Source organism: Erwinia sp. S38 (genome assembly GCF_016624545.1).
Lineage (GTDB): Bacteria > Pseudomonadota > Gammaproteobacteria > Enterobacterales > Enterobacteriaceae > Erwinia > Erwinia coffeiphila.
Window position 1 is genome coordinate 23,072 of the sequence record NZ_JACVTS010000004.1, and the last position, 19,622, is coordinate 42,693.

A 19,622-nucleotide genomic window follows, 5' to 3' on the forward strand; every position below is an offset into this window, starting at 1 on the left:
GTTTGCGTCGCACTTCCTATTATGAACCCACTGGTTTTGTTATCATTCACACTGGTTTTAGGAGGAAACAATGCGAACGCTGACTGATGAAAAACGTAATGCCATTCTTGCCGCCGCCTCGGCGGTGTTTCAGGAATTTGGCTATGAACGGGCATCGATGAATGAAGTGGCTAAGCGCGCCGGGGGATCTAAGGCGACGCTGTATAACTATTTCCCGTCCAAAGAAGCGCTGTTTGAAAGCGTGGTCAGAACCTACAGCACCCACTATCTGACCCAGGCCGCCAGCGGATTAGCGGGGAAAGAGGCTGCGGGCCTTAGCCTGGAAGAAAAGCTCACCGTGTTCGGCAGGCGCATGCTCAGCGTGTTAACCACCGACAGCCAGGCGATGCAGCTTTATCGCGTCGTGGTGGGTGAGGCGGGGCATTCGGATATTGGCGAGCTGTTCCGTGAATCCGGCGTACGGGAAAGCATGGCGGCACTGACCGTGCTGATGCAGGCGTCTATGGCGCAGGGGGCATTGGCTGTCAGCTCTCCGGAACTGCGAGCGAAGCAGTTTACCTCACTGGTCAAAGCCGAAGTGGATGAGCTGCTGCTGAAAAGAGAAGTGGAAACCCTCAGCGAAGCGCGAATTCAGGAAATGGTATCTGCGGCCGTGACGCTGTTTATCAAAGGTGCCTGCTAAACCGGGCATGTTGATGTTAAAAAAATCCTGCGGCCGGAATCGCTGCAGGATTGCCCTGGTGGTGGCAGACTTAAAGGAAGCGGTCACTGAACCCGACCGGTAACGGCATCACTTTCGTGGGTGTATCCCGTTCACTGTAATTTTTCCAGCAGCTGATCGGCACCTTTATCAATGCCGGTTTCGGCCGCGCTGAGTGCACCAAAGGTCGCGCCCACGTTCATCGCATTAGGATACTGCTCGGCGATATAGGCCAGTAGCAGCTCGTTGGTTGCCGCATCATGGATCTCCACCGCGTAGTTCACATAGCCGCTCATCAGCCCGCGCCCGCCTCTGACGGACTGAACGATATTGTAGGGTCCGCCCGCCAGATCGAATTTGGTGAACGTGCCGATCACCTGCGGTGTGGTATCCGCACCGGTCAGCGTCAGTTTTAAATTCAACGTGCCGGGTGCCGGGGATGAGACAACCTTGAATTTTTTACCCAGCACCTCGCTGAACTTTTTCTGCATATAGTCCGCCAGCTGCTGGCGGTCGGAGCGTTCAACGTCGTTGAACTGGCCATCACTGCCCTGATAAATCGTCACGGGCGCAATATTGATGCTGTCGTATTTCTTCCAGTTAACCGGGGACGCGTACTTGAACGGGATGCGGTCGCTGTCCTCCGACGGATTGGCCGTCAGCCGTGAGGAAGAGTCCAGCCCTGCATACTTATTCGGTGCAGATCCCGCACACCCGGCCAGCAGGGCGACGGAGGCTAACAGGGCCAGAGAGGGAATTTTTCGTGCGATTAACGCCATGGTGCTCACTCCTTAAAATAACTGGAAACATAATAACTAAACTGTACGGTACAGTTATGATGTTTTATTATCGCAGTGTCAAGGGGGAACCGTTGCGTAGGGTGATTAAATTTGCCTCACGTGCGGTGCACGAAACACCAGCACGATCCCTGACAGAATCGCCGCCATCCCGGCGATGCCTGACCACGGCAGCCGGTTGCCGAGCAGCAGGTAATCCAGTACGGCGGTAATCACCGGCACCAGATAAAACAGACTGGTGACATTCACGATGCTGCCGGCGCTGAGCAGACGATAAAACAGCAGCTGCGCGACGACGGAAATCAGCACGCCAAGGAACAGCGCCGAGGCGATCAAGTCGGCATTAATGCGAAGGTGGAAAGCTTCGGTCGGCAGCAGGACCAGGCACAGCAGCAGGCTGATGCCGTACTGCATCGGCAGGATCTCCGCCGGAGCCTGGCGGTTCTTCTTCTGCATGAGGGTGCCGCAGGTCATAAAGCCGAGTGCGGCCAGCGCGCAGGCCACGCCGGAGAGGGGCAGGCGTGAGGCGATCAGGCTCTGCCAGACCATCAGCACCAGCCCGCCCAGCGCAATCAGCAGGCCACAGAGCCGCAGCCCCTGCAAACGGCGCTCGGTCAGGCACAGCGTCAGAATCGGCTGAATGCCCATAATCGTGGCGATGGCCCCAGGCGTGACGCCGTCTGACATTGCCCGGAAGTAACACACCGAATAGCCGCCAATCAGCATCAGCCCGGTCAGTGCCACCCGCAGGCGCGTTCCTTTGGCGGGCAGCCCGGTTTTGCGCAGGCCGCCGATAATCAGCAGCGCGGTAAGGGCAATGCTAAAACGCACGATCAGCAGGGCCAGCGGCGAGGCGTTATCCAGCCCCAGACGGGTGAAAATCGCCGCCGATCCCCACAGCAGCACAAACCCGGAAGTCGTGCCCTGCGCGGCCAGGGTGGTTTTACAGATACGCATCGATGTCGTAGTTCCTTATGTCTTCGGTTCAGATGACGGGCAATCTACCATCGGCTTTGAAATGACAAAAACGAATGTTTATCATGGACTGCATGACAAAATCAGATGGGTAGATCGCCGGATGGATATCAATATTCAGAAATACAAAGCCTTTATCAAAGTGGTGGAGCTGGGCAGCTTTACCCGTGCGGCTGAGAAACTGTTTTATTCCCAGTCGGCGATCAGTCGGATGATTAACGATCTGGAAAAAGAGTGGCAGGTATCGCTGTTTGAGCGTCACCGCAGCGGCGTGCGGCTGACCTCCGACGGCATCACGCTGCTGCCTTTTGCGAAAAGCGTCTGTGAGGAATACCTGAAGCTGCAGGCGGAGGTGGATGCGCTCAACGGGCTGCAGTCCGGCATGATCCGTATCGGCACCTTTTCCAGCGTCGCCACCCACTGGCTGCCCGGCATGCTCAGTGCCTTTCAGCGCGATTACCCGAATATAGATTTCGAACTGCTGCTGGGGGATTACACCGAAATCGAGTCGTGGATTGCCGAGGGCCGTGTCGACTGCGGCTTTACCCGCCTGCCATCACTGCCGGGACTGGAAACGATATTCCTGGAAAAAGATGATTATCTGGCGGTGCTGCCGCAGGATCATCCGCTGGCGGAAAATGACCTCATTCCCCTCGGCGCACTCTGCGATCGGCCTTTTATCCTGCTGGAAAAGGGCAACAGTCACGAAATATCCGAGATATTCAGCGCGGCGTCGCTGAGCCCGCGCGTCAAATTCACCCTGTGGGATGACTACGCGGTGATGGCGATGGTCGCACAGGGGCTGGGCGTCAGCATCTTGCCCCGTCTGATCCTGCGAAGCGTGCCGCATCAGATTGTCACCAGGCCGATAGAGGGTGCCCCGTATCGTGATATCGGGCTGGCATTGCGTAGCAGCAAAACCTGCTCCCGCGCCGTTCAGCAGTTTATCTCTTACCTGAGTTACCGAAATCTCTGATCCATCGGAGAAAATAGCCTCATTCACTTTTTTTGACGTTAGACGACAAAGCTTTTCGCTGTTTGTTCTTCGCTATGGGGATTATGCTTTTTAACAGCTGCGCAACACCCGGCTGATTAAGCGGGTGGCGTAATCAACTACTGAACAGAATGGTGGAGAGCCCCATGAAAAAGATTGGCATCAATGGTTTCGGACGTATCGGTCGCCTCGTGCTTCGTCGTATTCTTGAGCAAAACGAGCCGGTGGAAATCGTGGCAATTAACGACCTCACCTCGCCGGAAATGCTCGCCTACCTGCTGAAGTATGATTCCAACTACGGCGCGTTCCCGGCCTCGGTCAGCGCTGGTGAAAAATCGCTGGTCGTGGGCGGCAAAACGATCACCGTCTTCGCTGAAAAAGACGCGCGCAACATTCCGTGGGGCGATCTGGGCGTCGACGTGGTGATTGAATGTACCGGCTTCTATACCTCAACCGAAAAAGCGCAGGCGCACATTGATGCGGGCGCGGCACGCGTACTGATCTCTGCCCCGGCCGGTGAGATGAAAACTATCGTTTATAACGTCAACGATGACCAGATGACGGCGGACGATACCATTATCTCCGTAGCGTCCTGCACCACCAACTGCCTGGCACCGATGGCGAAAGCGCTGAACGACAGCTTCGGCATCCGCGTGGGCACCATGACCACGGTTCACGCCTATACCGGCACCCAGGCACTGGTTGACGGGCCGCGCGGCAAGGACTTCCGCGCCTCGCGTGCGGCGGCAGAAAATATTATTCCGCACACCACCGGCGCGGCGAAAGCCATTGGTCTGGTGATCCCGGCGCTGTCGGGCAAGCTGAAAGGTCATGCGCAGCGCGTACCGACTAAAACCGGTTCCGTAACCGAGCTGGTCAGCGTGCTGGAGAAAAAAGTGACGGTGGCCGAGATTAACGCCGCGCTGAAAGCCGCCTGCGAGAATAACGAATCGTTTAAATACAACGACGACGAGATCGTTTCCTCGGACGTGATCGGCCTGCCGTTTGGTTCGATCTTCGATGCGACCCAGACGGAAATCAGCGAAGTGGGCGATTTGCAGCTGGTGAAAACCGTCTCCTGGTACGATAACGAGTACGGATTTGTGACCCAGCTTGTGCGCGTGCTGCATAAGTACATCAGCCTGTAAGCTGAAACGCTGAAACGCTGAAACGCTGAAACGCTGAATGTTGAGACGTTGATAAGTAGATACGGGCCGCCGTTTCTCTAATACTGAGAAGCGGCGGCCCGTTTGCGTTTCAGCGGCCCAGCTCGGCCAGTAAAAAGTCGATCAGCACGCGGATGGTTTCACTCTGCTGACGATGCTGCGGATACACCGCGCTAAGCATCAGTGACGACGGATGGCACGCATCCAGTACCGTGACTAAATCCCCACGCTTCAGCGCCTCACCGACGATAAACTCCGGCAGCAGCACCAGACCCAGCCCGGCCACCGCCGCATCGCGCAGCACCTCGCCGTTATTGCTCTGCATCGGACCGCACACGGCGAAAACCTTCGTTTTACCCTCAACGTTCAGCTCCCAGCCGTACTGCCCTTCTCGCCCGAAGCGCAGGCAGGCGTGGTGCTGCAAATCCTCCGCCACCTGAGGCGTGCCTGCCCGCTGAAGATAGGCCGGGCTGGCGCAGATCACCCGCTTCAGCTCACCCAGACGGCGGGCCATCAGCGTGGAATCCGCAAGGGTGCCGATGCGAATCGCCATATCAAACCCTTCGCCAATCACGTCCACGTAGCGGTCCGCCAGTTCAGTGTGCAGCTGCACGGCGGGATGGCGGGCCAGAAAGGTGGCCAGCAGCGGCGACAAATGGCTCATGCCGAATGACATCGGCATGCTCAGGCGAAAGGTGCCGTGCAGCTCGCGGCGGTGCTCTGAAACCGACTGCTCCGCCTCCTGAATGTTGTCGAGGATCTTCAGCGCGTGCTGAGCAAAGGTCTGCCCGGCGTCGGTCACCGACAGCTTACGGGTGTTGCGGACCAGCAGGCGTGCGCCGAGCGATGCCTCCAGCGTGGCCATGCGGCGGCTGACGTACTGCTTGGACAGCAGCAGCTGTTCGGCCGCGGCGGTGAAGCTGCCGGCGTTAATCACGGCGACGTAAATTCTGAGGTCTTCTATCTGCATATTGTCCACTAAAATGCGACAGTGATTGCCTGTGCAGGCCATTGTTGGGCATATGAGTTTACTTATATTCTGTGTCTATCGGAAGGGCAAACGCCCGCCACCCAACAAAAACTAAGGAACACATCATGATCGAGCAAAGACTTTCAGCACAGCGCGGCCTGGGCGATCACGGCTGGTTGCATTCACGCCACACCTTCTCATTCGCCAACTACTGGGACCCAAAACAGGTCGGTTTCTCAGACCTGCTGGTGATTAACGATGACCAGGTGGCCAAATCCCGCGGCTTTGGCGCACACCCGCACAGCAACATGGAGATCATCTCCTACGTACTGGAAGGTGCGCTGGCGCATAAAGATTCCATGGGAACCGGTTCGGTGATTGTCCCCGGTGACGTGCAGTTGATGAGCGCGGGCAGCGGCGTGACCCACAGCGAGTTCAACCATTCGCAGACGGAAGGCGTCCACTTCCTGCAAATCTGGATTGTGCCAGCGGAAAAAAATACCGCGCCGGGCTATCAGCAGGTTTCCGTGCCGGACAGCGAAAAGCGCGGCCAGATGCGGCTGATTGTCTCGCCGCAGGGCACCGACGGATCGCTGAAGGTGCGTCAGGACATGCGGATTTACGCCGGTCTGTTTAACGGTGACGAAAGCCAGACGGTGACGCTGCCGGACGATCGTTACGCCTACATTCACGTTGCCCGTGGCAGCATCACCGTCAACGGCATTGAGTTTAAGGAGGGCGACGGGGCGCGGGTGCGTAACGAGCAGACGCTGACCTTTACCGACGGCCAGGATGCGGAAGTGCTGCTGTTCGATCTGCGCCCGGTGGAAGTGAACCAGCGAACGCGCTAAGCGACAGAGGATAAAAGCGCTGACTTCGGTCAGCGCTTTTTTTATGCGTTAACGTTAAGCGAGTCGTTTAAACCGGGGCCACCAGATAACGAACGTCCGGCACGTTTTCTTTCTGATGGAATGCCCACACCCGGTTCTGGATTTTCTGATCGTTCATGGTGTAGCGATCCTGCTGACGCAGGTGCTCCATCCAGGAACCCACGATGAAGGTTTCCACAAAAATACCCGGCTGCAGGATATCTTCATACACCGACCAGTTAATGGCCCCGCCGCGCCGCCTGACGCGTCGCATATCCTGCATACACAGGATAAAGTCATGCGCATCCTCTGCGCGGATCAGATATTCATAGCTCACCATCACCGGTCCGCGATCGTGATGAATATCCAGTGCCGGAACGGCGCTGTCGACATTGCTGAGGTCAAGATCCAGGTCCGGGTCCTGATTCAGCCGCCAGCGCAGTACCGTGGTGCTGGCCAGTATCATGCCGACCGTGGCCACGCACAGAGAAACCGGAATACCGTAATGCGAGGCCAGCTGCCCCCATACCGCGCTGCCGACGGTCATGGAGCCGAAGAACACGGTAAGGTATACCGCCAGCGCGCGGGCTTTCACCCATTTCGCCGCGCTGCGCTGCGCCCCCAGATTCAGCGTGGAGAGCACCGCAATCCAGGATAAGCCGGTAAAGAATTCGAAGGCGTTCAGCAGCCAGAAATTTCGCACAAAGGCCAGCGCCAGCAGAGTGACCGCGAACATCAGGCTGGACAGGACCATCAGCCGATCCGGGTTAAAGCGCTGGCGCAGGCGCGGCAGCAGCACAGCACCGAAAATCGCCCCGACGCCGATAAACGCCAGCATAATCCCGTAGCCGCCGGGGCCAAGATTTAATTCGCGGCGAGCGACCAGCGGCAACAGCGCCCAGCCCGCGCTACCGAAGACAAAAAAGGCAACCGTACGGACCAGCACGTTTCTCAAAACCGGTGCGGCATGCACGTAGCGTAAACCCGCGCGCACCGCAGAGAAGAAGTGCTCCGGCGGCAGGCGCTGCACCGCCGGTTCCGCTTTCCAGCGATACAGCACCCACGCCACGCCGAGAACGGACAACGCGTTGAGCAGGAACACCATCCACGGACCGGCAAAGGAGAGGATCAGGCCGCCCAGCGCCGGGCCAATCGCTCGGCTGATATTAATCCCCAGCGAGTTAAGCGCAATGGCCGGGCCAAGCTCCTCCTTGCGCACCAGATCCGGCACGATTGCCTGGAACGGCGGTGAACTCATCGCTGCCCCGGCGCTGAGCAGGAATGCCGCGATCAGCAGGATCAACGGCGTCACGTGGCCGGTAAAGGACAGCACGGTTAGCCCGGCGGCAGCGATAAACACCCACAGCTGGGAAAACAGTAAATATTTTCGCCTGTCGACAATGTCGGCCATCACCCCGGAAGGCAGGGCAAACAGAAACATCGGCAGGCTGGCGGCCGCCTGCACCAGCGCGACGCTGAGCGGATCGGCGCTGAGCGTCAGCATGGTCCAGTTGATGCCGACATCGTTCATCCAGGAACCGATGTTAGACACGACGGTGGCAATCCACAGCAGGCGAAAGACCGGCTGGCTCAGCGGCTGCCACGGTGATGCGCCGGCCTGCGGCGATTCGGCAACCTCCGGCGTGGCGCTGTGAATATCGTTAGTTTGCGCCATAAGCGCACCTCCTGTTACCAACCCGCCCTGAAAGGCATCCGCAATCGCGATCTTTCATTCGGCGTCGGTCGGTGACTAAAGTTAAGCGCCTCAGGAAACCCGGCACGACGGCACGTCCCGCTGGAATTCAGGCGCAGAAAAACCGCCCCGTAGTGATACGGGGCGGCAGAGTTAATCGTGTTTCAGGGGATCAGAATGCGAAGCAGCTGCAGCCCAGCGCGCCCCAGAAGGCGTTGTCCTCGGCCACCGGCACGCTGGAACCGCGTGCGATATCATGATGATGGCTGTGTACGCCGCACGGGCCGCTGCACTGGTGAGGCTGCGAAGCAAAGGCGGCACGACCGTTTGCCTGCGGCGGCGCACTGCGGTAGTGGCCCGGGAATTTGATCACCGGTGACCATTCCGGCAGTACCGGAATCGACGGTGGCGCCTCGGAGGTAAACGATCCCGCCGCATACACCACGTTGCCGTCGACCACGGTCAGCACCGACTCAATGCCTTTGATCTCTACTTCCGGCACCGCAAAGTAGTCTTTGCTCAGCACGGCCAGGTCCGCCAGCTGACCGGCTTTGATCTGGCCTTTTTTACCCTGCTCGCTGGAGAACCAGGCGCTGCCCTGGGTCCACAGCATCAGCGCGGTGTCGCGATCCAGGCGGGCGTTGACGTCATACATCTGCATGCCGCCGACGGTGCGGCCGGAAACCAGCCAGTACAGTGCAGTCCACGGGTTATAGCTGGCCACGCGGGTGGCATCCGTTCCCAGCCCGACCGGCACGCCGGTTTCCAGCATCCGCGCCACCGGCGGCGTGTGTTTGGTGGCTTCAATCCCGTAGCGCTCGGCGAAATATTCCCCCTGGAACGCCATGCGGTGCTGCACCGCGATGCCGCCGCCCAGCTCTTTAATGCGATCGATATTCTTCTGGGTGACGGTTTCCGCATGATCGAAGAACCAGTGCAGGCCGTTAAACGGAATATCCCGGTTCACCTTCTCGAAGACATCCAGCATGCGGCTGATGGATTCGTTATAGGTAGCGTGCAGGCGGAACGGCCAGCGGTGTTCCACCAGGTGGCGCACCACGCGCTCCAGCTCATCTTCCATCCCCGGTGCCAGGTCCGGACGCGGTTCAAGGAAATCCTCGAAGTCGGCGGCGGAGAACACCAGCATCTCGCCCGCGCCGTTGTGGCGGAAGTAGTCTGTCCCCTGACCCGGCGTCAGCATATCGGTCCACTTTTCGAAGTCTTCCAGCTCGTGGCCCGGGCGCTGCGTGAACAGATTGTAGGCGATACGCAGCGTCATCTGCTTTTTCTCGTGCAGCTCGGTGATCACTTCGTAATCTTCCGGGTAGTTCTGGAAGCCGCCGCCCGCATCGATGGCGCTGGTCAGCCCCAGACGGTTCAGCTCGCGCATAAACTGGCGGGTGGAGTTAACCTGCTGTTCCAGCGGCAGCTTCGGCCCTTTGGCCAGCGTGGAGTACAGGATCATCGCATTCGGACGGGCAATCAGCATGCCGGTCGGGTTGCCGTTGCTATCGCGCTGGATCTCGCCGCCCGGCGGGTTTGGCGTATCGCGGGTGTAGCCCACCACTTTTAACGCCGCGCGGTTCAGCAGGGCGCGATCGTACAGGTGCAGCACAAAGACCGGGGTATCCGGTGCAGCTTCGTTGATCTCTTCCAGCGTTGGCATGCGGCGCTCGGCAAACTGGAACTCATTCCAGCCGCCGACCACGCGTACCCACTGCGGGTTTGGCGTGCGCAGGGCCTGTTCCCTCAGCATACGCATGGCGTCGGCAATCGACGGCACGCCTTCCCAGCGCAGCTCCAGGTTGTAGTTCAGCCCGCCGCGGATCAGGTGCAGGTGTGAATCGTTCAGCCCCGGTACTGCCGTATGTCCCTTCAGATCGATGATCTTCGTGCCTTCACAACTGTGCTGCATCACTTCGGCAAGGGTGCCGACTTCCAGAAACTTGCCGTCGCGGATCGCCACAGCGTCGGCAATCGGATTTTCGCGATCGACGGTATGAAAACGGCCGTTGGTTAAAATCAGGTCTGCTTTACCCAGCGTTACCATAGAACCTCCTGAACTGAGATGTCCGAATCAGGCCGACGGCCACGGACAAAGAAAATCGCTGCCGAAAAGGCAGGACGGTTAGGTAGATGGCGGGATTATGGTCAGCAGGGCGGACGAGCGTCTAGTTATACAAACGGATAGGTATCCCTCCGTATAGGTATACACAGAGATAATAGTGCGGCGAAAAAAAGCTTCGTAGACTGCGCTCCATGGTCAACCCGGGACGCTCCACAGAGCCGCGACCCGGGTGATGCAGAGTCATTAACGTCGTCATTTTTTATTAATCCAGCAACATTAACCTCAATGGGTATTACTATGACTAACTCGAAGCTTGAAGTCCTGACACCACACAACAGCCAGATCATCTTCATCGACCAGCAGCCGCAGATGGCCTTTGGCGTGCAGTCAATCGACCGTCAGGTGCTGAAGAACAACACCGTTGCGCTGGCAAAGGCGGCGAAGGTCTTCAATATCCCAACCATTATCACCACCGTGGAAACCGAAAGCTTCTCGGGCAACACCTATCCAGAGCTGCTGGACGTGTTCCCTGGCCAGGACATCCTGGAGCGTACGTCAATGAATTCCTGGGATGACCAGAAAGTGCGTGATGCGCTGGCGGCGAACGGCAAGAAGAAAGTCGTGGTGTCCGGCCTGTGGACCGAAGTGTGTAACAACAGCTTCGCCCTGTGCGCCATGCTGGAAGGCGGCTACGAAATCTATATGGTGGCTGACGCCTCCGGCGTTACGACCAAAGAAGCGCATGACTACGCGATGCAGCGCATGATCCAGGCCGGTGTGATCCCGGTGACCTGGCAGCAGGTGATGCTGGAATGGCAGCGCGACTGGGCACACCGCGATACCTACAACGCCGTGATGGACATTGCGAAAGAGCATTCTGGTGCTTACGGTATCGGCGTGGATTACGCCTACACCATGGTGCACAAAGCGCCTTCACGTCAGAAGAGCGAACACCGTACCCTGGCTCCGGTCCCGGCACGTTAATTGTTCTTTGCCGGCCGGTGCCCCGTGCGCCGGCTGGCTTTGACTTATGACGGGGGAAAACCATGAGTCCATTACTCGTTTCGCTGGGCGCAGGTGTGTTGATCGGGCTGGTTTACGCGCTGCTGAACGTGCGCTCACCGGCACCGCCCGCCATTGCACTGATTGGCCTGCTGGGCATGGTTATCGGTGGTCAGCTTGCCGCGCAGTTCCTGTCGCGTTGATTTCTGCTAACAGGATGGGGTGAAGATGTTAAAGTCTTACGCTATTTCACTGCTGGTCGGCATGCTGGCCGGTGTGATTTATTCACTGATCGCCGTTGATTCACCGGCTCCACCGATTTTCGCGCTGGTGGGACTGTTTGGCATGCTGGTGGGGGAACAGATTATCCCGCTGGTTAAACGGTTGATTAAACGAGAGCCGGTGACGCTCACCTGGTTTAAACAGGAGTGCGTACCGAAAATCAGCGGCACGCCGCCGCCAGACGAAAAGTCTGGTTAAGGACGCTCTCACGTTCCTGAGCATTTCAAAGGATAACAGCATGCAGCTGTCGCAGCGCATTGTCGTCGTTGATGACGAACGTTCCGTTCGCAGTGGGTTGAGTAACCTGCTCCAGTCGGAGGGATACTCAACCCGGATTTATGAGTCGGCGGAAACGCTGCTGGATGATGCCGATGCGCTGGCAGAAGCTGCGCTGTTTATCATTGATGTCAGGCTCAAAGGGATCAGCGGTTTTGAGCTGTTTATCGAACTTACCCGGCGTATTGAAAATCCGCCGGGTATTATTATTTCCGGCAACGGTGATGACAACACGCTGCGCTATGCTATCAGCCTCGGGGCCATTGCGTTTTTACCGAAGCCCATTGATATCGATACGCTGCTTGATAGCGTGCGTCTGGCGCTGGCGACGGACAGGAGGCGCAGATGAGTACACTGCCGGAAGCGCATCCTCCCTTTGAACCCAGCGCATTTTCCCTGTCCGACGAGCTTATCATCACCGCCCTGGCGCAGGAGGGAAACAGCGAATGGTTTTTATGCCGCCATCCCTCATCAGGCGAACAGTGTGTTCTCACCACCGCCGCCAGCGAAGCCGCTCAGTTTCAGGTTTCACAACTGCTTAAAAATGAATACCTGCTGCGCGACAATCTCTCAACGCAGTGGGCGCTGAAGCCCTCTGCCCATACGCTGTACCACGGTCGCTATGCGTTGATTTACCCGGATTTCGCCTATCAGACGCTGGCCGATATGATGCGCGAGCAGCGGCCATCGCTGGAGAGCTTCCTGCACAGTGCCGCCATGCTGGCCGGTACGCTGGGAATGATGCACCAGCAGGGACTGATCCACGGCGATATCAAACCGGCCCATTTTTTCGTTAGCGGGGAGGGCGGTTTCAGGCTCGGTGGTTTCGGTCTGTCCTGTCCTGCTTCGGAGGTGCTGCTACAAACACAGCTCCCCGCATCGGGCGGTACACTGGCCTATATGTCCCCGGAGCACACCACGCGCACCACCCAGCGGGTCAGCAGCCTGAGCGATCTCTACAGCCTTGGCATCGTGATGTATGAGCTGCTGACCGGCAAATTACCGTTTGGCACGCCGGGAGCCGGGCATTCTGAGTGGGTGCATCACCATATTGCCTCCGAGCCGCTGCCTCCTGAGCGAGTGCGTCACGATGTACCTGCCGTGGTCTCGGCAATCGTGCTGCGTTTACTGTGTAAATCGCCGGAGCAGCGCTATCAAAGCGCCGAAGGGGTGCAGGCCGATCTGCGCCGCTGCCTGTTGCTTATCACCCCCGACGGCCAGATTGAAGGCTTTGACCTCGGCTCACATGATCTGCCACAGACCGGGCCGTCTTCGGATGTGATGTACTACGATCACCCGCAGGCACAGGAGGTGCTGGACGCATTTGAGCGGTTCAGCCACAGCGGCAAGCACAAGCTGGTGATGATCGGCGGCGCGCTCGGTTCGGGAAAAACCTCGCTTATCGCTTCCGCCGCGAAAAAACTACAGCAGAATAAACTGCTGCTGACGGTGGTGAAAGCCGATCGGCATTCGCCGATTCTGCCGCACGGTATCCTGATCTCCGCTATCCGCACGCTGACCCTGCAACTGATGGGACTGCCTGCGATGGATATCGCCCGCTGGCGCGCGCATTTTACCCGCCTGCTGGGTGACTACAGTGAACTGGCGATCCACTTTTTTCCCGAACTGGGCGTATTGCTCAATCAGAAAGGCCACTTCGCGGTCGATATCCACTCGCTGGATGCCCGCGATCGTTTCAACACCATGGCCTGTAGCATGATCAAAGCGTTTGCCACCCCCGGCAGGCCGCTGGTGATGATGATTGATGATATTCACTGGGCCGATCGCGCCAGCCTGGCCCTGCTGCAAAACCTGCTCAGCCAGAGTGAAGATATCCCACTGATGGTGGTCGTGAGCCACAAGGATTTCGCTACTTTGCCCTGCCAGACCATGCGCGGGCTGCTGACCACGCTGCGGGCATCGTCTGTGCGGGTCACCGACATTACGCCGCAGAGCCTGAGCATCAAACAGATTGCCCGTCGGCTGGCGGGCATGTTTCACGTGCGGGCGTCCGCCACCTGCGAACTGGCGCGGGTAGTGCATGAAAAAACGGGCGGCAATCCGCTGTTTACTCAGGAGTTTATCCGCCAGGCCGTGCAGCACGGCTTAATCAGTCACCGTAAATTCCCGCAGACCTGGCACTACGATCTCGATGCGATCAAGGCCTGCCAGTACAGTGAAAATGTTGCCAGTCTGGTCTTACAGCGCATGGAGATTGTGCCGGACATCACCCGGCAGGTGCTGAGTAGCCTGGCGTGCCTGGGCGGCTCCGGCGGGCTGACTCTGCCCGGCAAAGTATTGAATCTGACGCAGGAAGAGATCCGCATGCATCTGCTGCCGGCGGCGGTGGCGCAGCTGATTACCCTGCATCAGGATGACTATGCTTTTACTCACGATCGTGTGCATGAAGCGGCAATCAACCTGATCGGCACGGATGAGAAAGATCGTCTTCACCTGCGTGCCGCCAGTCTGCTGGCAGAGCGGGCCAATGAAGATCTCAGCAACGATGCGCTGTTTCGGGTCGTGCATCATGTGGCTGCAATTAAAAACGCCGGGCTGCTTCGTCAGAGCGCGAGCCGATATCGTCAGCTGATCCTGCTGGCAACCCGGCGGGCAAAAAGCACCGGGGATTATGTTTCGGCACTGCGATTTTTACAGGCCACCCAGCGAATGGATGCGCCGCTGACGGCGGAAGAAGATTTCACCTTTACCCTGGAAGCGGCGGAGTGCGAATTCCTGCACGGTAACCTGTCGACCGCGCAGGGCCACTGCACTAAGCTGCTCAGCGCACCGGGGAACCCCACCGATAAGGCGATTGCCGCCTGCATGATGGCGGAAATCCATATGCGGCGGTCAGACAGCAAGCTGGCGCTGGAGACGGCAATTGCGTGGCTGGCGGTGTTCGGCATTCATCTGAACCGCGAGCCGGACAAAGCCGAGTGCGATGCCGCCCGCATCAAACTCAAGGAGCAGGTGGGTAAAAACCCCTATACCCGCCTCAGACCGCTGCCGCTAATGACCTGCCGTAAAACCGAAGCGATCATGAATCTGATGGCCAGCGCCTGCATGTTCGCCGCGTTTGTCAGCCCGCGCCTGCACTTTATGATCGTCTGTAAGATGCTGCATCTGACTATGGACAAGGGCATGACCGGTGCCTCGACGTTTGCGCTTTCCTGGTATGGCGTGCTGTGCGGCGATCATTACAACGAATACAGCCGGGGATTTGCCAGCACGCTGCTGGCCCGTGAACTGGTCTATAAACACGATTTCACCAGCTTCAAGGCGCGGACGCTGCTGCCGCTGGACCAGGTCAGTATCTGGACCATGCCAACCACCTATTCTATCGAATGTGCCAAAACCACCTTTGATACCGCCGTCGCCGTAGGGGATCGCACGTCTGCCTGCCTGGCCCTGCGCCATCTGGTGATGAACTATTTAACGCGCGGCGATCACCTCGAAGGGGTACAGACCTCCATCGAGCGCGGCCTGGCGTATGTCAGCAAGGCACAGTATCGGGACGTTGAAGTGATTTTGCAGATGCAGCGCGACTACGTGCTGTTTCTGCGTTTCGCCGGGGATGAGCCGTTCTCCGGCAAAAACTTCACGCCGGTGCCCATTTTGCAGATGAAACCGGGCACCGCCATTGAACCCCTTCTGCTGATGCAGTTCTGGTCGTGGCTATATCGCGGCATGGCGCACTTCTTCGCCGGGGAATATGCCTGCGCCAGCGACTGCTTTGCCCAGGCCGCGCCGCTTACCGGTTCGATCCCCGGTCATATACACCGGCTTGATTTCCACCTCTACAGCGCGCTGTCGGTGACTATTCCGCTCACTTCACAGACCTGTACCGAGGAACACCGGCAGTTTGTCGCCGCACACTATGAAATGATTGCCACCTGGGCGGTTGAAAATCCGCGCACCTTTGCCGATAAAGCCGGGCTGCTGCGCGCGGAAATGCTGCGGCTGGAGGGGGATTCACTCCAGGCCGCCCAGCAGTACGAGCTGGCAATCACCCTGTCGCGCGAAGGCCGCTTTGACCATATCAACGGCCTGGCCTGCGAGCTGGCCGCCGGTTATGCCAGCACCTGTGGACTGAGCGTGGCGGCGGATGGCTATATCAAAGGGGCAATGGCGGCCTGGGAGCGCTGGGGGGCCGGGGCCAAAGTCAGACAGCTGGAGCTGCGCTATCCTCACCATGCCTCTTCCCAGCGCCACGCGGCCTTCAGCACGGTGTCGTTTGAGCAGAGTGCGGAACTGAGTGATTTGCAAAGCGTGATTACCGCGGTGCGGGCGCTGACCGAAGAGATTAACCTCGACCGCCTGATCAACACGCTGATGATGATGCTGCTGGAAAGAGCAGGTGCACAGCACTGCCTGCTGATCCGCCTGCTGGACGGCAGCGTGCCGGAAATTGAGGCGCGGGCGGCCACCACCGCCGACGGTATTCGGGTTAAAATCGTGCAGGAAACACCGCTGGCTACGGATTTGCCGCTGTCGGTGCTGTCGGCGGTGATCCGTACCGGGCAGGAGATCCGCACCGGCAAACCGGAAGTGTTCAGTCCGTTCAGCCAGGACCCTTATCTGGTGGCTTCCGGCGCGGCGGTGATGTGCGTACCGATGTTTAAGCAGGCGCGTATGGTCGGGGTGCTGTATCTGGAAAACCGCCTGATGCCGGATGTGTTTACCGCCGAACATTCCCGCGTGGTATCGATGCTGGGCGCGCAGGCTGCCGTCTCACTGGAAACCGCGCGGCTGTATGCCGAGCTGATGGAGGAGAACGTTAACCGCCGTCGGGTTGAAAAACAGCTGCGCGCCAGCCAGACCTCGTTGATTATGGGCGAGAAAATCAGCCATACCGGCACCTGGCACTGGAATCTGGCAAAGGACCAGATGATGATTTCTGAAGAATATCGCCGCATTCTCGGTCTGCCACAGGAGCAAACCAGCCTGTCGATGGTGGAATTTATGACGATGGTGCATCCCGACGACCATGGCTGCATTAGCGAGTTGGTCAGAGAAAGCGTGATTGACGGCGTCAGTATGCAGGCGGAGTTCCGCATTATCCGCCGCGACGGCGAGTGCCGCTATATCAAGGGCATCGGCGATCCGGTCGAGAATCAGCCCGACGTCAGCGAATATTTTGGCACCATTTCCGATATCACCTCGCAGCGCCTGGCAGAAGATGCCGTGCGCATCGCGCAGGCCGATCTCGCCCGTGTTTCCCGTGCGACCACGGTCGGGCAGCTTACCGCCTCGATTGCTCACGAGATTAATCAGCCGCTGATGTCGATTGTGGCCAATGCCGGTGCCAGCATGCGCTGGATCAAACGCGGCCCCGAACATATGGATAACGCCTGCCACGGCCTGCAGGAAATTCTGAGTGAAGGGAAGCGCGCGGGGGACATTATTCGCGGGCTGCAGGCGTTAACCCGCAATCAGCTCTCTGAGTTTGCTCCGGCAAAACTGCATCATCTTGCGCGGGATATTCTGTCGCTTTCGCGTATGGAGCTGGAACGGCGCTGGATCTCGCTGGATTTAGATTTGCGCGCGATGAATGACAACATTTACTGCGAGCGGGTACAGATCCAACAGGTGCTGCTGAACCTGGTGGTGAATGCGATTGATGCGATGGTTGAAAAAGGTCGGGGTTCCAGCGTGCTGAAGTTGTCATCGTGTAATCCGACCCCGGATACGATTCTTTTCGAAGTGGCGGATAACGGCACCGGCCTGTCGGATGAGGTGATATTGCGTATTTTCGACTCTTTTTACACCACCAAAAAAGAGGGAATGGGGATGGGACTGACCATCAGCGAAGGGATTATCAAAAGGCATAAGGGCGAGCTGAAAGCGGAAAACCGCGCGGGCGGCGGCAGCCGGTTCTGGTTTACGCTGCCAACGGAAGCTGAAAGCTCACATCCAGTTCCCTGAGGAACGGCTCAGAAAATGTTCTGGGCCTGCAATGTTACAGGCTCTGAAAACGCTAGCGGCTGGCTGATTTAACGATGCTGAGCCGCTCGGCAGCCCTGACCAGGTCCGACAGCGATCGCACCTGCATTTTTTCCATCACCCTGCGCTTATGTACCTTGGCAGTGATCTCACTGACGCCCATCTCGGCGGCAATCTGTTTATTCTGCAATCCGCCAATCGCCAGCATCATGACTTCGTTTTCACGCGGGGTCAGCGTCAGATGACGCTCGGTTAGCGCCAGCTTTTCCCGCGCAGCTTCCATACCCTGTTCGGAAATCCGTAGCGCTTCTGCCACGGCCTGCAGCAGATGTTCAGGATCGACCGGCTTGGTTAAAAACTCACAGGCTCCGGCCTTCATCGCTTTTACCGTGATGGGGATGGTGCCGAACCCGGTAAGAAAGATGGTGGGAATTGAGTAGCCGCGTTCGCTGAGCGCACGCGTCACATCGAAACCGTCAGATCCTGGCATATTGATATCGACAATCAGGCAGCAAGGGCCTGTGGAGAGTGATTCTGCAAGGAAAGACTGAGGAGAGGTAAACGGGGCGACACGATAATCTTCAGATTTAAGCAGGTTGGTCAGTGCGGCAATCACGGATGCATCATCATCAACAAGATAAACAGTATGATTCATTGGCAGATTCTCAGTTGATGTTATGGTCGTAACGAAAATGTATGTACTTTAAGGTGCGAAATATTTTTATTTGTAAGGATTATATAAAGGCCGTATCCTTTAATTATTAAATACTATACCAACTATCTGTAAATGACGACTATTTTTCTTACGGCAGGGTTGTTGCTAACCTGATGAAATCATGTGCAAAATGCATTTTTCGTGGCTAGTTTATTGTAAATGACCATGATGGAGTGATTATTGCAAAATATTTCCCGCTGGCGAATTGATACTGTTATTAAGAATAATCTTAGTTGTCATGACGAATTTTTTACTCTCACATTGGTCAATACTTACCTTAATACCTCATTTTTGGGTGGATAGTTAAATAATATTATTCAAACAGGTAAGGAGTAATGAAACGTACCGGACGTTATTTTCATATTCTCACGCGGCAATATTACCCATGTGAAAAGAAGGGAATAGAGTGGGCCGGGATTTTATGGGCAATTAACATCCGGATCGATCATAAAATTAACGCCTTGCGGTGACGTTTGATACTTCCGGGCTTTTCTGCGGCAATGCTTAAAAAGCAAATAGAAATTGGCGAATTATGATGGAGGGCAGGCGCGAGAAATCAGCGTGAAATTTTTCTTATCATTAACAAGCAAAACGGATGAGGACGACGCAACAGAGAGGAACGGTCTGAAACAAACCCATGCAGGGCGAGGAACCGGTCGGACCTTAACATCGCCATCGCGTGGGTATTCCACTCCCGGCCGCCTGCGATTAACCGTTCACAGGCGTCAGGAGAGAGTTCCGGCATGGGAGATTATTTGATCAGCTCGGCGGTAACGTAAGCCTGGTTATCCACGCGGGCACCGGTAATTTTATAGCTTGCACCACTCTGTTTTGCCTGTGCGGCCACTTTGGCTTCTGCCGCGTCCAGAGTAGAGGCAGTTGCGGTGATGTTTTGCGCCATGCTACTGAATGAAACCAGAGCTAGTGCCGATACTGCAACGAAAGTTTTGATAGATTTCATGATTATTTCCTCAGTTGATTTTGTTTTGAGTGAAGCGTTTCGCCTCGATGGAATGCATAGTAGACCTGTGGCGGGATGAAAAACATCCCTGTCTTTTGCTGAAGTAAGTCAAAAAATTTGAATTATATTGATCGGGTCATTTGGTTGCCTGTAAATTGCGTGTCTGCCTGGCAGACAACGGCAGTTCAACCACTCAGGCGCATCTTAA

At 57.2% G+C, this 19,622-nt stretch carries 16 protein-coding genes; 9 read left to right on the top strand and 7 right to left on the bottom strand.

Annotated features, from left to right (window positions below):
* Window positions 1–70 precede the first annotated feature (70 nt).
* The gene (locus IBT46_RS05990) at window positions 71–682 is read left to right on the top strand and encodes a TetR/AcrR family transcriptional regulator (protein WP_200544851.1); all 612 of its coding nucleotides are present in this window, start codon (window positions 71–73) and stop codon (window positions 680–682) included.
* Between the two features lie 131 nt (window positions 683–813).
* Here the strand turns inward: IBT46_RS05990 and IBT46_RS05995 are convergent, their stop codons facing one another.
* A complete protein-coding gene (locus tag IBT46_RS05995; protein WP_200544852.1) occupies window positions 814–1,479 on the bottom strand; it encodes a DUF3313 domain-containing protein in 666 nt (221 codons plus the stop codon).
* Window positions 1,480–1,584: 105 nt separating this feature from the next.
* A complete protein-coding gene (locus tag IBT46_RS06000) occupies window positions 1,585–2,454 on the bottom strand; it encodes a DMT family transporter (protein ID WP_200544853.1) in 870 nt (289 codons plus the stop codon).
* 121 nt (window positions 2,455–2,575) lie between these two features.
* On the opposite strand from IBT46_RS06000, the gene IBT46_RS06005 reads away from it, so the two are divergent.
* Window positions 2,576–3,448: a LysR family transcriptional regulator gene (locus tag IBT46_RS06005; RefSeq protein ID WP_200544854.1), complete on the top strand. Its 873-nt coding sequence runs from the start codon at window positions 2,576–2,578 to the stop codon at window positions 3,446–3,448.
* 164 nt (window positions 3,449–3,612) lie between these two features.
* The gene (gene gap, locus IBT46_RS06010; protein ID WP_200544855.1) at window positions 3,613–4,614 is read left to right on the top strand and encodes a type I glyceraldehyde-3-phosphate dehydrogenase; all 1,002 of its coding nucleotides are present in this window, start codon (window positions 3,613–3,615) and stop codon (window positions 4,612–4,614) included.
* A 109-nt stretch (window positions 4,615–4,723) separates the two neighbouring features.
* Here gap and IBT46_RS06015 read toward each other — a convergent pair whose 3' ends face one another.
* A complete protein-coding gene (locus tag IBT46_RS06015; RefSeq protein WP_200544856.1) occupies window positions 4,724–5,602 on the bottom strand; it encodes a LysR family transcriptional regulator in 879 nt (292 codons plus the stop codon).
* A 125-nt stretch (window positions 5,603–5,727) separates the two neighbouring features.
* Between IBT46_RS06015 and IBT46_RS06020 the strand changes: the two genes are divergently transcribed.
* Window positions 5,728–6,453, top strand: coding sequence for a pirin family protein (locus IBT46_RS06020; RefSeq protein ID WP_200544857.1), 726 nt, complete (start codon window positions 5,728–5,730; stop codon window positions 6,451–6,453).
* Between the two features lie 67 nt (window positions 6,454–6,520).
* On the opposite strand, the gene IBT46_RS06025 is transcribed toward IBT46_RS06020, so the two are convergent.
* Both IBT46_RS06025 and IBT46_RS06030 read right to left on the bottom strand, forming a co-directional pair.
* On the bottom strand, window positions 6,521–8,146 hold the full coding sequence (locus IBT46_RS06025; RefSeq protein ID WP_200544858.1) for an MFS transporter: 1,626 nt from the start codon (window positions 8,144–8,146) through the stop codon (window positions 6,521–6,523).
* Window positions 8,147–8,336: 190 nt separating this feature from the next.
* Window positions 8,337–10,214, bottom strand: coding sequence for an amidohydrolase (locus IBT46_RS06030; RefSeq protein WP_200544859.1), 1,878 nt, complete (start codon window positions 10,212–10,214; stop codon window positions 8,337–8,339).
* Window positions 10,215–10,529: 315 nt separating this feature from the next.
* Here IBT46_RS06030 and IBT46_RS06035 point away from each other — a divergent pair, with 315 nt between their 5' ends.
* The 5 genes from IBT46_RS06035 (at window position 10,530) to IBT46_RS06055 (ending at window position 17,720) form a co-directional block, all read left to right on the top strand.
* Entirely contained in the window at window positions 10,530–11,216 is a 687-nt protein-coding gene (locus tag IBT46_RS06035) for a hydrolase (protein ID WP_200544860.1), read from the top strand.
* A 62-nt stretch (window positions 11,217–11,278) separates the two neighbouring features.
* A complete protein-coding gene (locus IBT46_RS06040) occupies window positions 11,279–11,437 on the top strand; it encodes a DUF1427 family protein (protein WP_105591856.1) in 159 nt (52 codons plus the stop codon).
* 25 nt (window positions 11,438–11,462) lie between these two features.
* Complete coding sequence (locus IBT46_RS06045) at window positions 11,463–11,714, top strand: XapX domain-containing protein (protein ID WP_105591855.1); 252 nt, start codon at window positions 11,463–11,465, stop codon at window positions 11,712–11,714.
* Between the two features lie 40 nt (window positions 11,715–11,754).
* Window positions 11,755–12,141 (top strand): response regulator transcription factor, encoded by a 387-nt coding sequence (locus tag IBT46_RS06050; protein ID WP_200544861.1) that lies wholly within the window; start codon window positions 11,755–11,757, stop codon window positions 12,139–12,141.
* Window positions 12,138–17,720 (top strand): AAA family ATPase, encoded by a 5,583-nt coding sequence (locus tag IBT46_RS06055; RefSeq protein WP_200544862.1) that lies wholly within the window; start codon window positions 12,138–12,140, stop codon window positions 17,718–17,720. Before IBT46_RS06050 ends, IBT46_RS06055 begins: the two co-directional genes overlap by 4 nt.
* Window positions 17,721–17,772: 52 nt before the next feature.
* Here IBT46_RS06055 and IBT46_RS06060 read toward each other — a convergent pair whose 3' ends face one another.
* On the bottom strand, window positions 17,773–18,393 hold the full coding sequence (locus IBT46_RS06060; protein WP_200544863.1) for a response regulator transcription factor: 621 nt from the start codon (window positions 18,391–18,393) through the stop codon (window positions 17,773–17,775).
* Window positions 18,394–19,204: 811 nt separating this feature from the next.
* On the bottom strand, window positions 19,205–19,414 hold the full coding sequence (locus IBT46_RS06065) for a YdgH/BhsA/McbA-like domain containing protein (RefSeq protein ID WP_200544864.1): 210 nt from the start codon (window positions 19,412–19,414) through the stop codon (window positions 19,205–19,207).
* Window positions 19,415–19,622 lie beyond the last annotated feature (208 nt).

Excerpts from the sequence above, each read along its gene's own strand:
- IBT46_RS05990 (WP_200544851.1), top strand. The coding sequence starts at position 71 with ATGCGAACGCTGACTGATGAAAAACGTAATGCCATTCTTGCCGCCGCC.
- IBT46_RS05995 (WP_200544852.1), bottom strand. The coding sequence starts at position 1,479 with ATGGCGTTAATCGCACGAAAAATTCCCTCTCTGGCCCTGTTAGCCTCC.
- IBT46_RS06000 (WP_200544853.1), bottom strand. The coding sequence starts at position 2,454 with ATGCGTATCTGTAAAACCACCCTGGCCGCGCAGGGCACGACTTCCGGG.
- IBT46_RS06005 (WP_200544854.1), top strand. The coding sequence starts at position 2,576 with ATGGATATCAATATTCAGAAATACAAAGCCTTTATCAAAGTGGTGGAG.
- gap (WP_200544855.1), top strand. The coding sequence starts at position 3,613 with ATGAAAAAGATTGGCATCAATGGTTTCGGACGTATCGGTCGCCTCGTG.
- IBT46_RS06015 (WP_200544856.1), bottom strand. The coding sequence starts at position 5,602 with ATGCAGATAGAAGACCTCAGAATTTACGTCGCCGTGATTAACGCCGGC.
- IBT46_RS06020 (WP_200544857.1), top strand. The coding sequence starts at position 5,728 with ATGATCGAGCAAAGACTTTCAGCACAGCGCGGCCTGGGCGATCACGGC.
- IBT46_RS06025 (WP_200544858.1), bottom strand. The coding sequence starts at position 8,146 with ATGGCGCAAACTAACGATATTCACAGCGCCACGCCGGAGGTTGCCGAA.
- IBT46_RS06030 (WP_200544859.1), bottom strand. The coding sequence starts at position 10,214 with ATGGTAACGCTGGGTAAAGCAGACCTGATTTTAACCAACGGCCGTTTT.
- IBT46_RS06035 (WP_200544860.1), top strand. The coding sequence starts at position 10,530 with ATGACTAACTCGAAGCTTGAAGTCCTGACACCACACAACAGCCAGATC.
- IBT46_RS06040 (WP_105591856.1), top strand. The coding sequence starts at position 11,279 with ATGAGTCCATTACTCGTTTCGCTGGGCGCAGGTGTGTTGATCGGGCTG.
- IBT46_RS06045 (WP_105591855.1), top strand. The coding sequence starts at position 11,463 with ATGTTAAAGTCTTACGCTATTTCACTGCTGGTCGGCATGCTGGCCGGT.
- IBT46_RS06050 (WP_200544861.1), top strand. The coding sequence starts at position 11,755 with ATGCAGCTGTCGCAGCGCATTGTCGTCGTTGATGACGAACGTTCCGTT.
- IBT46_RS06055 (WP_200544862.1), top strand. The coding sequence starts at position 12,138 with ATGAGTACACTGCCGGAAGCGCATCCTCCCTTTGAACCCAGCGCATTT.
- IBT46_RS06060 (WP_200544863.1), bottom strand. The coding sequence starts at position 18,393 with ATGAATCATACTGTTTATCTTGTTGATGATGATGCATCCGTGATTGCC.
- IBT46_RS06065 (WP_200544864.1), bottom strand. The coding sequence starts at position 19,414 with ATGAAATCTATCAAAACTTTCGTTGCAGTATCGGCACTAGCTCTGGTT.